Raw genomic sequence first — 13,939 nt, 5'->3', positions numbered from 1 at the left:
ACAGCCTCAAGGGCAATCTCGGCTTCAAGGTCAACTGGTAAACCGTTGATGCATCATCCTCCGGGCCGCAGCAATGCGGCCCGGCTTTGCTTTGCCTTGCTATTTGCCGATCAGATACTGAAGCCCCTGTTGCGGCATAAGGGGTCGGCTTACTGGTTGGTGAGGGCAGCAAAATTAGCGCAGTGATCGGCAATCGAAATGCCGGTTCCCGTGGCAATATCTTGCATTGCGGTGCGGTTCTCGCCGTCGAAGCTGTAACCTTCTTCTCCTACTCGTTCATATTCATCCCCCTGTGCTTGATCGGTAGGGGTGGGGAGGCCTGCTATAAGCTTCGCATAGGAATGAACGACTTCATTCGGGATATGACCCTGTGCTGCGCAAAATTTCATCAGGCCAAGCTGGTTTCGCGATGAGTTGAACAGGAGTTGCGTATCATCGGCCATGGCGAAGGACGAGGTGATGATAAGTGGTAGAGAAAGGAAGATAAAAAAGCAGGACTTGCGCATTGAAATGTCTCTTGGAAAGATTGGAGGTTACTTTTTCTCATACAAAAAACTATTTGCGGGCCTTGTTCTTCTCCATCATCCTGCCAAGCGTGACGTGCGATTTATATTGCGCGCAGACTTCTTTCACACTGACTTCGTTTGCCGCCGCCAGGTCTTCAAGGGACTGTTCGTCACCTTGAAGGAAGGAGATGCCTTCGCGACCTTTCTTTTGGTGCAGCTCAGCTGAAGGCGAGGGATCGACGACGCCAAAAATCTCAACCGTACCAACCTGGAAAAAATGTTCGGCATCGGGCTCAAGAAATCCTTGGGTAGTGCAATAGGCGACAATGCCTTGGTCATTCATCCGCTCTAAATAAGCTCTATCGACCGTGGCCTGGGCCGTGGCTGTTATTGACGAGAGAAAGAGTATCGCCGATGTCTGTATTGCGAGAGTCATGTTTATGGGCGTCAATTCGGGTCACCTGATGGTCTATGCAATTATATTGCCGGTTCAATGACACTGAGTATCGCCGATGCGCGTGCCTCCACATCATCGACGTTCGTATAGGGCTTCCAGTTGATGGTCAGCATACCGTCCTCCATGTGGACGCCATCCTTATAGTTGCTGGACGGCGCGCTTTGTTCATCATAGCGGATGACAATGGACCTGAGCCCGTCTTTGAGAGCGGTTCTTCCCATTTCTGTTGCCGTGATGGTTCCAATCATTTGGAGAATTGGGTCGATGATCGGCTTGCGCAAATAGTCATCGCTGGCATAGAAATCCGCGAGTCCTGGTAAGGCGATGCTGTTGGTATCCAAAGTGATGGCCACTGGAAAACCCGCAAGCTGCTGGATTTCCGTCTCGTATTTCGGCCAAATATCAGTGGCATAAGCAGCGATGGACCGGCGTTCGGCGAGCCCTAAGTTCTCAGCAAACGCTGCGAGGGGTGCAGACGTATAGAGAGCGCCCACCAGAGCCATATAAACTAGTTTCTTCAAGATAAACTCTCCTCGCTTTTCATTATCTCGGCGCGTTTGCTTCTCGCCCAGTGAGAACGGGGTGTTATCATTCCGTGCGTGGTTTGGAGCCATCCAATTGTTGGATGCAGCTCAGACCAATTGGCCTTTAGAGCGCGTATCGATCTGATTGGATCAGATCGGCGCATAAAATATGTGTTCTTGTACGCATCTTTGTCCGAAAACCGTTTCACCGTGTTCGGGATGCGCTTTAACGGGCGCAACGAACGAGCAGGTCGATATTTGCGAGCCTTGAGACTTTGAAAAGAAAAATCCATCTGGCACTGGCAGGAGAAGTGCCAGTGAGGATGGGTTCGGATCTGCGGCGCATGAACGGCGATTGCATTGCAACAAAACGCGCAGCTTTTCCCTGAGCATCAGGCATATGGCCAGGCAGTTGCATCTGGTGTGGTTTCCCAAGAGCGACCAGCTGAGTTGCCATGGACCGGATGTCCGGGCTTGAATAATTGCCTGATCATCGTTCAGGCAAGAGCCGCACCCAAGGCACTGGCGAAAATCAGAACGCAACCCGGAGCCTGGATGAAAGATGAATTGAGTTGCATTCATTAATAAGAAAAAAAGCGGATCAACACAATAAGTCGCCAATGTTTCACTTCGACTTCGTAACCCTTTATGCGGTCATCCTTCTTAAAAGGCACGACAATCTCGATTGTTTGGTGTGCTTTCGCGCTCAAATACGGCACCGATAGTGCCGTTCTGACTTGGTTCCTGGCCCATTTATTATCATTGTTCGGACAGGCAATCCTCATTTCTCAGGGGACCCAGGGTCGGTTTTGGCCGGCTGTATTAGAGCAATACAATCATCGTGTTGGCGTTCTGCCACTACCTCATTGGGCTAAAGCGCTTCAATGGTGTTGTTGGCGGCCTCTCATTCCCGAGAGCTGAAAGAATTTAACACGCTCATCCGCACCAGCGCTTCTGCTCTTTGGGCCCTTGTTGTGGAGGATTTATCGACTGTCGGAGAGCCCGGCAGTCCAGCTGGCGAAGCGGACTTGGGGGAAAAGGTGGTTGCTCGGGAGCGCCTATTGAACCGGTTGAAACGACTGAGCGATGTGCCGGACGACGTGTGAGAAGTGCCGCTGCCGACATAAAAATGGGCGTCCGGCTCCTTGTCGTCCCGCAATGGCGATCTATTTCACAACAGGTTCATAGGTGAGCCAATCCGACAATGGAACGGAGGAAGTTCGTATGAAAATGCAGGAAATAGTCGCCGTTCTGGGATCAACTGACGAGGTCTTGGCTGCAGCGCTTAACGCAACGGGAGCGTCGGCAGCCGAACTCGCACAGGCTTGGGCATGGCTGAATGCTGACGAGGCCCTTGTCAATGAGGGCCGCCGCTTACCCTCGGGCAGGGTCGCCGATCTTATTGAGATCCTCGAAGCTGCGGATCAGCGGGATGTGGATTGATCGTTTGGACGGTGCGCGTCGTGCCGATTTTGCAGGGCAGCGCCTGTAAGGACAGAGTTTGCCCCTTCAATTGTTGCATGGAGCCAGGACGATAGAAGATCCAGATAATCCGACAGAAAGGAGAATAGGATGACATGTGATCTTTTTAAAAAGCCGCTATCAATCCTTGTTGGCCTTGGCTTTCCGGTCGAGATCAACACTGTGCTGGAAGCCTATCAATATCTTTCAGAGTTGCCGCCGTCATTGCGGGATTCTGCCCATCATATTGCATTGAAGGCCTGTGTGGCAGCGCTCCGCGGCGAAATCGATTCCGAGACAGCCCGCAGTCTGTTTGTCGCTTTTTCTGAACGCCACAATCTGCTTGTCCGCGAGGCCTCCGCCTCGCTCATGCGGCAGGTCCCTTACCGCAGAGATGAACTTCTGCATTGACATGGTATCTGCTTTTGCAAAGGCTGTGGCATGGCCTGTTTCGAAGAGGCATGTGAGGGCATCGAGCGGCACACAAAAATCCATAACGACGCCGCGAGGCGCTGAGTGAGATTATGCGCAGGGCGACCGCCTCGAGCGCCAAAGAAGCCGCAAAACGGTTTGGCCAGTCGGAGAGGATGGAGACTGACCCGCGCCGTCTCATCTTATGGCCGCGTCGAGCTCGTTCCCTTTTCATTCCGACGCGCCGCAGGGTCAATCATGAGGTTAACGGGCGGCCTTGGAGCCGGTGTCTTAATTCAGATGTGGTTCGTCAAGGCAACCCTCACCGTCATCGGCATCTCGTCCCGCCTGTGGTTAAAGGAGTCTGTCCCGGATAGCGTTTCGCAGCCCACCTATGCTCCGCAAAAATCGGGTCAATTTCCGTGCCGCCGAGCATAAGGACGCCGCTTCTAAGGGAGTGTTTCTGGCCAGCGGAAATTCTCATAACAATCATTCTGAGAGCAATTTCGTGATATTGGCACGGCTGCAGTGATAGAGTGAAGCGCTATCGTCAAATCGGCTGTTATCGTCGAGTCCTTCTCCGTCACTTTTCTCAAACGCCTCTGCGGAACAGCGATTGAACAACGCGATGCCTCCATCGGTCGCCGTCGCCTCAGCAACACAAACATTGGCAATCGTTGGGACGGATGCTCAGCATGCGGTGCGTGATCGTCTCAGATGCGTGCCGTAACCAGCGCCGACCCATCCCGATCCAGTTCTTCGACCTGAAGCTCAATCACAGTTTGATCCGTTAACAGAAGGCTTATCTCGGAGGCATCCAGGGCTTTGGCAATTGTCACTTTGCTTCCCCAGACACGACCGCGCATCGAATGTTCAAGTCCATCAGACGCCAGGGATACGCTATATTCAACGCCTCCCTCGTTAACGCCATTGCAGATCAAATGTGCCGAGCCCGTTTGGATGGATATGCTCATCAGCTTTCCTTTGTATAGAACTATCAACAACCGGTATCAGTCGTACTTTGATGGTCGCAGTGTGGAATGATCACAATCAGTGATAGCGTTGTCCTGTTTTGACTTCGCCCATTGCGAAACCGGATCGCAGCGGAAAAGACCGGTTCAGTTAACGTGTTTTGACTCCGATCGCGATCATATTCTTTTGACCGGCTTGCGGGGTGCGCGCAGTGGAATCCCGAGGTTTCGCGCAAGAGGATATCGCTCTTCTGCTGTCGCATTCGATCCGCCTTTCACCGTTTATATGGGGGGCGAACTGCGGGCACGCATGGAAGCGCTTGAGATGGTTCGGCTTCAAATCCGGCCCCAACGCGATGAGTGATTGGCGCAACCTTTGCCGAGACGAGCAAGCATCCTTATTGTCAAACAACCGGCATCCCAGCCACCGTGGCTGGCGATAATGATTGCGCTTGATCGCGTGTCAGACTATTGTCCGCTATCCCCTGATACTCCTATTCAATGATCAGGAGCGTTTGAATTTGAGGAGATCTTAAAGTGTCAAGACTACTGACCGAAGTCGGGGGATTTCTGACAAAAATTGCGGAATCGTCACCACGGGATATCCAGCTGGTAGCGGAGCGTCTGCACGACCACGCTGTGGAAGAACGCATGTCCGCGTCTGATCTGAGAGCTGCGCTGGTGGAACTTGGATACAGTACAATAGCCGATTTTTGTGATGCCGCAGGTATTCCCACACATGTCGCCAAGCGTTGGGAAAGGTTCGGCGTTTCCTCGGAAATGCGGGCCGTACTGCTGATGATGCTGGCGCAGCGGCAACAATTCGATCAGGCAACCCGTGAGTTTGAAGCCATCACCCATGTCGGGCTTGTCGATTTCCTGCGTAGTCGCAAGGTTTAGCCTGTTGGCGGCAACCCATTCATCACTATGTTAGGGACCGGTCGTTAGTCTTGCAAAAGAGCTGCTGCCGTCTGGCTGTCGGTGATCAGCACGCTCGCCTTAACGATTTTGAGTGCGGCCTTCATGGCAGCGACCTTGGCGCTGCCTCCTGCCGCGAGCACGACCCGTTCGATGGCCGCAACGGTGCTCAATTCGATCGACATCACCCGCTGATTGACTTCATGATCGACAAGATGACCATTTTTGTCCACGAAGTAACACAGAATATTGGCGACTGCGCCACAAGCCTGCAAGGGGCTGATGAGTTCGGATGGCACAATACCATGGCGAAAGATGGTGGCGTCTTCGGAGACTTCACCGACGGTCAGAAGGGCAATGTCGGCTTTTGCCGCGCGCTCCTTTAAGCCTCGCAGTTCTGTCTGACGCCACAATACGTCGCGAAGGCCCTGTTCGTCGAGGATGACCGGTGCGGTGATCTGGTAACTGTCGACCTGATACACTTCTGCCACTCTTGCCGCGACAATGGATGGATTGATCCAGCGTGAATGCGGAAGGCTTCCCACCAAGGCGACCACGCAGGCACCGTTGAGTTTACGATGCTCGAGGAATTGAACGCAGGCGTAGAGCGTGGCGCCGCCGCCGATGGCCAGCGTCATTCCATCCTGCATTTCCTGGTCGAGATAGGAAGCGACGGCATTGCCGAGGGCCTTTTCCAGCTTGGCGCTATTTTCTGGTGTGGGGACAACAATCGCGGATGCGAGCCCCCATCTTTGCTCAAGCCGACGTTCGAGTTCGACTTGTTCGGCTGTTGCGGCATTGATCCGCGTGACAACGATCCCTTCCGCCGTTGCGGAGGCGAGCGTGCGCATGATCTTAACGCGACTGACGCCCAGCTGCTCGGCAATCTGCTCCTGGGTCATGCCCTCCACATAGTAGAGCCAGACGGTCTTCACTTTGAGATCGGAGGATCTCAACGGCCAGTTCCTGCCTGCCATTTCTCCCGCTCGCTCCCCGGCTTTTTCGCTACAAGTCGATCTATAGCAACAATCCTCCCCCTGTCGTCAACTGTTCAAATGTATTTGACAAAGAACAAATGAACATTACTATATTGACCGAGGACGTGAATAATGTCCCGAAAAAGGGAGGAATAGGAACGCCGTTCGACGTCGTTCCTAATGGAGGAAGCAATGAAGAAAACAACCTGGGGGATACGCATCCTCGCGGCAGGACTTGCCGGTCTGATGATGGCCGGGACCGCACGCGCTGGAACGCTGACGCTCTACACATCACAACCTGACGCCGACGCGGCGCGAACGGTCGAAGAATTCAAGAAGCTTAACCCCGACGTGGATGTGCAGGTTTACCGTTCCGGGACCAGCGATATTATGAGCAAGCTCGCGGCAGAATTTTCAGCCGGTGCTCCTCAAGCCGACGTGCTTCTGATTGCCGACGCGGTCAGTATGGAAAGCCTGAAAGCCGACAAGCGCCTGTTGCAGTTTTCCGAGGCCAGCCTTGACGGGTTTCAAGCGGGTTCATTTGATCCTGAAAACTATTATTTCGGCAGCAAATTGATCACCACCGGGATTGCCTACAACTCTGCCGCAGAACAAAAGCCCCAACATTGGTCCGATCTGGAAAAACCGGAATATAAGGGGATGGTGGTCATGCCGAGTCCGCTTTATTCGGGAGCAGCGGCTTTCCTGCTCAGTGGATTTGTGGCCAGTGACGGCCTTGGTTGGAAGTTCTTTGATGCGTTAAAGGCGAATGAAGTCGTCAGCGTTCGCGGGAATGGCGCAGTGCTTAAATCGATTGCCAGCGGGGAAAAACCCTATGGGATCCTGGTTGATTTCATGGCGCTTAACGCCAAGGCGAAAGGCTCTCCGGTGGAGTTTGTCTTTCCGGATGAAGGGGTACCTGCGGTCACCGAACCCGTCGCCATTCTGTCCTCGAGCAAGAATGTTGAGGACGCCAAGAAATTCATCCGTTTCATTCTCTCAGACCCGGGCCAGGAACTTGCGCTTAAACAGGGTTATTTGCCGGCTAAGACATCAATCGGCAAACCCGCATGGCTTCCCGACGGTCTGACTATAAAGATCATGCCGATCGACACGCAAAAGGTTCTTGAGAACACAGATGCGGACAAGTCACGGTTTACGGAAATGTTCGGCGGCTAGGACCACAGACAGATGCAGAAAATCGCTGTAACCAGCGGTCAGGGCCGGGACAGGGCTCTGATCGCCGTGACGATTATTGTCGTGTCACTGCTTTCGCTTTTGCCGATGGGGCGTCTGCTTGTCGAGGTTGTGTTCCCGGCTCACGGCACGGCCCTGGAAGCGATGAGCCGGGTCTTTTCCTCGTCTGCGACCTGGACCGCAACCTGGAATTCGATTTATGTCGGGATTTTTGGGACTCTTTTCGCGGTGGTTCTGGGAACAAGTGTCGCTCTGCTCGTCAGTCTGACCGATATTCGCGGACGGGCGATTTTCATTTTTCTTTATGTCACCCCGTTGCTGATCGCGCCGCAAGTGACGGCGCTCGCCTGGCTGCAATTGTTCGGCCCGGCAAGTCCCTTCCTCAAAATGATCGGGATGGCGCCACCGCTGGGATCCCGTAACCCGCTTTATTCATCGACCGGGATCATTGCGCTTCTTGGTGTTCAGTACGGGCCGCTGGTGTTTCTAATCGTCAGAGCCGGACTACGGAAGCTCCCGCGTGAACTGATTGAAGCTGGATTGAGCAGCGGCGCGAAGAAACTGACCGTTCTGCGAACAATCATTGTTCCTCTGATGGCGCCTTCGATCATTGGAGCGACCGCCCTGACTTTCGTGTCCTGTGTTGGTAATTTTGGCATCCCGGCCTTTCTGGGAATTCCCGCCAACTATCTTGTTCTGCCCACCTTGATCTACCAGCGATTGAGCGGTGGCGGACCTGCGGTGCTCAGCGACGTCGCAACCTTGTCGACGTTGATCGGCGTTATCGCGATTGCCGGGATTGTTGCGCAGGATTATGTTTCCCGCTGGCGGGATTACCGGATCGCCTCCACATCGCTTCCGGCCAGTCCGTTTGAACTTGGAGGCTACAGGATATGGACCGAGATTGTGATGATGCTGATTGTGGTGGCGGTGCTTGGATTGCCGATCCTTGGCCTCGTCCTGACGTCACTCGTCAGTGCCTATGGCACACCGTTGACATGGCAAACCCTGACATTATCAAATTATTCCTTCATCTTGTTCGAACACGCTGCAACCAAACGCGCGTTTCTGAACAGTTTTGGCCTGTCGCTTGCCGCAACATTCTTCGCAGTGCTGATCGCTGTACCGCTGGCCTATATCACGACCTGGCGGAAGCGCTGGTGGACCAGACTGTTCAATTTGACCGCTGAGCTGCCTTATGCATTGCCTGGTGTTGTTATGGCGATTGCGTCGCTGCTGCTGTTTCTAAAGCCTTTACCGCTGTTCGGCTTGCATATCTACAACACGATCTGGATCATTTTATACGCCTATCTTGCGCGCTTCTTTGTCCTTGCCTTACGACCGACCGTGAGCGGGCTGCACCAGATTGACCGATCGCTGGAAGAGGCAGCGCAGGTCGCAGGCGCATCTTTGTTCATGCGCTTGCGGACGATCATCTTTCCCCTTGTCGCGCCAGCGACGCTTGCCGGTGGTGTTCTCATCTTTCTGACCGCGTTCAGTGAACTGACGGTATCTGCGCTTTTGTGGGCGTCAGGTTCTGAAACGATAGGTGTCGTCATCTTCTCCTTCGAGCAAGGGGGCGATTCAACCTATGCCGCTGCCACGTCGATTGTAACAATCGTGGTCACGATCTTTCTTATGCTGTCGACGAACCTGTTCGCGCGGCGTCTGCCTGATGGAGTGCTCCCATGGCGGGATTAAAAATTAACAATGTCACCAAGAGCTTCGGGAACTTCGATGCGCTTTGCGATGTGACGCTGGACATAAAAAATGGTGAGTTTGTCGCGGTTCTCGGACCGTCAGGTTGCGGGAAAACCACCTTATTGCGTGCCATCGCTGGCTTTGAAAAGATCACCAGCGGCGCAATCCAGGTGGGTGACACCGTCATGTCGGCCGCCGACAGGCATGTAGAGCCGGAAAACCGCCGGGTCGGCATCGTTTTTCAGAACTACGCATTGTGGCCGCATATGACGGTCGCGGAAAACGTTGGCTACAGTCTTCGCGTTGCCCGGGTCGCAAAGTCGGAGCTGGACCGCCGCGTGTCGGAAGCCCTCGCCTTGGTTGATCTCACCGGTCTGGGGGATCGGCGCCCCGCCAATCTGTCAGGTGGTCAGCGTCAGCGCGTGGCACTTGCGCGGTGTCTGGTTGCAGCACCTTCTCTGGTTTTGTTTGATGAGCCTCTTGCCAATCTGGATGTGCACTTACGCGCTTCCATGGAGGACGAGTTCGCGTCTTTCCACAAGCGAACAGGCACAACCATTGTCTACATCACCCATGATCAGGCAGAAGCCATGGCATTGGCGGACCGAATTGCAGTGATGGACAAGGGAAAACTTATCCAGTTCGCAACGCCGCAGGAGCTCTATGAGCGCCCGCAGAGCGCGATGGTGGCTTCATTCATTGCCAATGGCATGGTGCTTCCAGCGCAAGTCATCAGCGCGGAAAAAGATGGTCACTGTGCGGTCGAGGTGCTTGGACAAAAGACGGTCATGCGCTGCGAGCCAGGGCAGGGGGTGCAAGCTGACGCAAAAATCTGCATAAGATCGCAGAATATTGAGTTGTGCGACGATAGGGGCATCGCGCTTGCGGTCCGGCGCCGCATCTATCGCGGCGGCGGCGCGCGGATTGAAGCCTGTCCGCTCCATCATCCGAGCACGGAACTGACATTTGATCTTGCCGATGGCGTCGGGGGCCAGCAAGGCGAAACGATGCATATCGCGATCAATTCAGGCTGGGTCATTCCTGAGGGAGCGTCGCGATGATATTGATCGATCTCTATGGCGGTTTTGGCGAAAAGGGGCGAACCAGCGTCGGCATCCGCAGTGATCGCCGTCTTCTATTTGACGCGGGCATCAAGGTGGGGGCCAAGGGACGTGACTATTATCCGGCCATTGCCGAACACGATGTCGCGGCGCTGGACGCGGTATTTATCTCGCATGCCCATGAAGACCATATCGGCGGCTTGTACTGGCTTCGCGCCTGCGGGTTTCAAGGCACGTTCTATATGACGCGTGAAACGCATGAGGACGCGGAAGCAATGTTGAGACAATATGCTGATCCGGCCCATCAGCAGGCGCATCCATTGCAAGACGCACGCATAAAACTGTTCACACCCGGGGAAACGATTCATCTGGGTGACAGCGAGATTCTATCGGGCCGCTCGGGACATGTGGCGGGCGGGGTCTGGTTTTCGGTCACCACACCATCAAAGCGAGTTGTGTATTGCGCGGATGTGGTTCCAAACAGCGACGTTTTCGTCATGGATGCACTGCCCCACTGTGACCTCATCATTCTGGATGCTTCCTATGGGGGCGATCCGGTTTCTGCGCGCGATCGGATTGGCCAGATCGGAGACTTTGTCAACGCTCACAGCGGCAAGCTGGTTGTTCCGGTGCCGTTATCTGGAAAACCGCTGGAGTTGATGGCGATCTTGCCTGGATCGTTCGCAATTCATCACGACATGCGGCGGTCGCTGATCGCTCAGATCGACGTCCCTGATGCCCTGTCTGCTCAAACAGCGCGAAGCTTGCGGCGCAAGCTGGATCAAGCATTGGACTGGCGGGAAGGATCTGTCCTGCCGGACTGTCCTTTGATGACATTTGACGGAATGGGTAGTGCGGGGCCATCGAGAGAGGCGCTCAGACAAGCTGTCGATGAACACGCAGCTGTTCTGCTGACGGGGCACGTTCCCGAAAACACGCCGGCTCACGCCTTGCTCGAACAGGGGCGGGCAACCTGGATCCGCCTTCCCACCCATCCAACCCAGGCCGAAAATCTGGCGCTGTGGCAGGCGGTTGGAAAACCTATGGCACTGGGGCATTCGTGCACAGCCGAAAAACTCGAGGAATTAAAGCCCTATCTGACCAGCCTTGATACCACAGCGATGTCAGGATCGCAGCTGTCGATCTGAATGGAGATGAAATGAGAATACTTGTTGCAAACGATGATGGCATCGACGCACCAGGCCTTGACCGCCTGGTCAAGGCTGCATTGTCCTTGAGCGATGATGTGTGGGTGGTGGCCCCCGATGGCAAGCGGACCGCCGCAGGCGCATCGATCACCATCGGGCGACCGCTGACGATGGTTGAACATACCGAGCGCCGATACGCCTGTTCAGGCACGCCGGCCGATTGCGTGGTTACCGCAATGACCTGGCTATTTGACGGGCAGAAGAAGCCGGATCTCGTGCTGTCCGGGGTCAATGACGGTCGTAATGTCGCTGAGGATCTTGCTTATTCGGGCACATTGGGGATCGCGCGTGAGGCAACGTTCTGGGGTATTCCGGCGATCGGATTTTCGCGCGTCAAGCAGGCGGCGGAAGCCGAAAGCGACATCGCATGGCTGGCGGGCTTCATCCGGCGGGTTTTCGCACAACGAGAAGCGATCTTTCTGGAAGGCCACTGGTTGAGCGTCAATCTGCCAGAAGTTCTGCCTGCCGCAATCGTTCAACCCCGCATCGGCCGCGATAAAATTGGCACCCGAGCGGAGATCCTGTCGAAGAAGGGGCAGCGGACAGAGATTATCATCCCGCGCGGACGCGCCCATGCTGCGGAGCCGGGTGATGACAATGACCTGATTGATCGGGGCAATGTTTGCGTTAGTCGCCTGAACTGGTTTGGTGAGACAGCGCTTGATGCGCAAAGCCTGGCTGTCATCGGGCGAAATTGAAACTGTTCGGCTGAGCGAATGCGCGTGAACGGTCGGGGGAAGGCTGTCGGAGCTATTTATGGAATCGACGATAATCATAATCAACCTGTGCGGTGCGGTTGCACTTTTGCTGTTTGGACTGACGCAGGTGAAGGATGGTGTCCAGCGTGCGTTCGGAGCTAGTCTGCGCGCCGGGCTCGCGCGCGGCACCAGGACACAGCTCCGTTCCTTTGCAGCCGGCTTTGTTGCGACGATCGGTCTTCAGAGTTCCACAGCCACTGCCCTGATGGTTGCCTCTTTTGTTGAACGCGATTTCATCCAGCAAAGCATGGCACAGATTGTTTTGCTGGGCGCCAATGTCGGCACCGCTGTCACGGCGTGGATTGTCGCGACAGGGATTGAATGGATATCGCCATTGCTCATTCTCACGGGCATGGTGCTGCAAAAGAAGGCGACCGGCAGCCGGCGCGGCGTCGGTGGCATGCTGATGGGTGTCGGGCTGATGCTGCTGTCGTTGCATCTGCTCAGTATGGCGACAGAACCGGTTCGCCATTCTGCAGCCGTGGCAAGTTTTATTGCCATGCTAGACAATGCCTGGCCGATTGCGCTGCTGTTTTCTGCGGCAATTGCAGTGATCTCATCATCGAGTCTCGCGGCCGTGGTGCTGATCCTGTCTCTTGCTGCGACCGGGGTTCTGCCGTCCGCCTTGATCATTGTCCTGGTTCTTGGCGCCAATCTGGGTGGCGCTGTGCCTCCGGTGATTGCTTCGCTGGGCGGCGAGGCATCCGCAAAACGGGTTACCTTGGGCAATCTGATTGTTCGTGCAGTTGGGTGTTTGATCGCTCTTCCTTTCGCGCAAAATGGCGCGGATCTCGCCGCGAATTTATCGCTGTCGCCCGCAAAACTGCCGGTGGATGCGCATCTGGTGTTCAATATTGCACTTGCGATCGTCGCATGGCCGCTGGCCGGCGTGTTCTCCAAACTGATGGTTCGGCTGGTGCCCCAACCCCAGCACAATGAAACAGGGCCCCGCTTTCTTGATGCGCAGCAACTCACGATCCCGGTCATGGCGCTGGCAAGCGCTACCCGCGAGGTACTGGGCATCGGTGATTTGATTGAGCGTATGCTGATGCGCGTGTCTTCGGCTTTTCATAACAGCGACCCTGCTGCTGTGGCGGCCATTTCAGAGCTCGAACAGCGTGTTGATTTCCTGCATCAGGAAGTGAAGGTCTATCTTTCGCAGCTCGGTCGCCAGGAAATGAGCGGGGACAATGAACGGCGATCCGCAGCGCTGATCGATTATGCGGTCAATCTGGAACATATCGGCGACATTATCGAGAAAAGCCTGGTGCCGACTCTGGCCAAGAAAGCCGCCTTGGGCTTGAAGTTTTCAGAGGACGGATTTGGGGAGCTGACCCATCTCTTCGATCTGACCGTCGACAATCTGCGGACCGCCCAAACGATTATTGCAACCCGCGATTTTAACCTCGCGAAACGTTTGATGGAGATCAAGATCGAAGTCCGGCGTATGGAGCGGTTTTCCTCCGAACAGCATCTGGCAAGGCTTCGTGACGGACGGATCGAGAGCCTTCGGACAAGCTCCATTCATCTCGACACGCTGCGCGATCTGAAACGCATCAATGCGCATATTGTGTCGGTCGCCCATCCGATATTGGAGGAAGCAGGGCTGTTGAGCGATAGTCGGGTTGTTTCCGCATAGGGGCATGTTGCCGGGCGAGCTTTTCGCATGGGCCGCAAGCCTCTTTTGGGTGGCCGAGGTTGCGGTCGTTGAGCTCGCATCGCAAGCGTGTTTCTAAAAAAGCAATGAAGCTGGACGCAATGGACTGCTTGAGAGCCCTCAGGCTGGTCC

General features: G+C 55.0%; 14 protein-coding genes. 9 read left to right on the top strand and 5 right to left on the bottom strand.

Translation table 11 applies throughout. The annotated features are described in order from the left end of the window. Positions 1-149: 149 nt before the first annotated feature. From QBD00_RS17160 to QBD00_RS17150, 3 genes are read right to left on the bottom strand one after another with little or no spacing between them, the layout of a single operon-like run. The gene (locus QBD00_RS17160) at positions 150-506 is read right to left on the bottom strand and encodes a hypothetical protein (protein ID WP_191793456.1); all 357 of its coding nucleotides are present in this window, start codon (positions 504-506) and stop codon (positions 150-152) included. A gap of 49 nt (positions 507-555) precedes the next feature. Further along, positions 556-957: a hypothetical protein gene (locus tag QBD00_RS17155; RefSeq protein WP_235901841.1), complete on the bottom strand. Its 402-nt coding sequence runs from the start codon at positions 955-957 to the stop codon at positions 556-558. A 26-nt stretch (positions 958-983) separates the two neighbouring features. Next, positions 984-1,484, bottom strand: coding sequence for a hypothetical protein (locus QBD00_RS17150; protein ID WP_235901839.1), 501 nt, complete (start codon positions 1,482-1,484; stop codon positions 984-986). 1,227 nt (positions 1,485-2,711) lie between these two features. Here QBD00_RS17150 and QBD00_RS17145 point away from each other — a divergent pair. Continuing rightward, the gene (locus QBD00_RS17145; RefSeq protein WP_151093535.1) at positions 2,712-2,930 is read left to right on the top strand and encodes a hypothetical protein; all 219 of its coding nucleotides are present in this window, start codon (positions 2,712-2,714) and stop codon (positions 2,928-2,930) included. Positions 2,931-3,059: 129 nt separating this feature from the next. Beyond that, on the top strand, positions 3,060-3,359 hold the full coding sequence (locus QBD00_RS17140; protein ID WP_151093533.1) for a DUF982 domain-containing protein: 300 nt from the start codon (positions 3,060-3,062) through the stop codon (positions 3,357-3,359). A 713-nt stretch (positions 3,360-4,072) separates the two neighbouring features. On the opposite strand, the gene QBD00_RS17135 is transcribed toward QBD00_RS17140, so the two are convergent. Next, complete coding sequence (locus QBD00_RS17135; RefSeq protein ID WP_151093531.1) at positions 4,073-4,333, bottom strand: hypothetical protein; 261 nt, start codon at positions 4,331-4,333, stop codon at positions 4,073-4,075. Between the two features lie 534 nt (positions 4,334-4,867). Here QBD00_RS17135 and QBD00_RS17130 point away from each other — a divergent pair. Beyond that, positions 4,868-5,230, top strand: a complete 363-nt coding sequence (locus tag QBD00_RS17130) for a hypothetical protein (RefSeq protein ID WP_151093529.1) — start codon at positions 4,868-4,870, stop codon at positions 5,228-5,230. Between the two features lie 44 nt (positions 5,231-5,274). Here QBD00_RS17130 and QBD00_RS17125 read toward each other — a convergent pair whose 3' ends face one another. Next, positions 5,275-6,225, bottom strand: coding sequence for a sugar-binding transcriptional regulator (locus tag QBD00_RS17125; RefSeq protein WP_191793458.1), 951 nt, complete (start codon positions 6,223-6,225; stop codon positions 5,275-5,277). 192 nt (positions 6,226-6,417) lie between these two features. Here QBD00_RS17125 and QBD00_RS17120 point away from each other — a divergent pair, with 192 nt between their 5' ends. From QBD00_RS17120 to QBD00_RS17095, 6 genes are read left to right on the top strand one after another with little or no spacing between them, the layout of a single operon-like run. Further along, positions 6,418-7,404: an ABC transporter substrate-binding protein gene (locus tag QBD00_RS17120; protein ID WP_191907280.1), complete on the top strand. Its 987-nt coding sequence runs from the start codon at positions 6,418-6,420 to the stop codon at positions 7,402-7,404. Between the two features lie 12 nt (positions 7,405-7,416). Then, positions 7,417-9,123 (top strand): ABC transporter permease, encoded by a 1,707-nt coding sequence (locus QBD00_RS17115; protein ID WP_151093525.1) that lies wholly within the window; start codon positions 7,417-7,419, stop codon positions 9,121-9,123. After that, positions 9,111-10,184: an ABC transporter ATP-binding protein gene (locus QBD00_RS17110; RefSeq protein WP_191793460.1), complete on the top strand. Its 1,074-nt coding sequence runs from the start codon at positions 9,111-9,113 to the stop codon at positions 10,182-10,184. The genes QBD00_RS17115 and QBD00_RS17110 overlap by 13 nt, the downstream gene beginning before the upstream one ends. After that, on the top strand, positions 10,181-11,332 hold the full coding sequence (locus QBD00_RS17105) for an MBL fold metallo-hydrolase (protein WP_151093521.1): 1,152 nt from the start codon (positions 10,181-10,183) through the stop codon (positions 11,330-11,332). Before QBD00_RS17110 ends, QBD00_RS17105 begins: the two co-directional genes overlap by 4 nt. Positions 11,333-11,343: 11 nt before the next feature. Continuing rightward, positions 11,344-12,090 (top strand): 5'/3'-nucleotidase SurE, encoded by a 747-nt coding sequence (gene surE, locus QBD00_RS17100; protein WP_151093519.1) that lies wholly within the window; start codon positions 11,344-11,346, stop codon positions 12,088-12,090. Between the two features lie 58 nt (positions 12,091-12,148). Further along, on the top strand, positions 12,149-13,789 hold the full coding sequence (locus QBD00_RS17095) for a Na/Pi cotransporter family protein (protein WP_318580099.1): 1,641 nt from the start codon (positions 12,149-12,151) through the stop codon (positions 13,787-13,789). Positions 13,790-13,939 lie beyond the last annotated feature (150 nt).

Origin of the sequence: Ochrobactrum sp. AN78, assembly GCF_029909885.1 — a bacterium.
GTDB classification, from domain to species: Bacteria; Pseudomonadota; Alphaproteobacteria; order Rhizobiales; family Rhizobiaceae; genus Brucella; species Brucella quorumnocens.
Note: the sequence above shows the minus strand (reverse complement) of the source record. Positions and strands in the feature narration are given on the sequence as shown.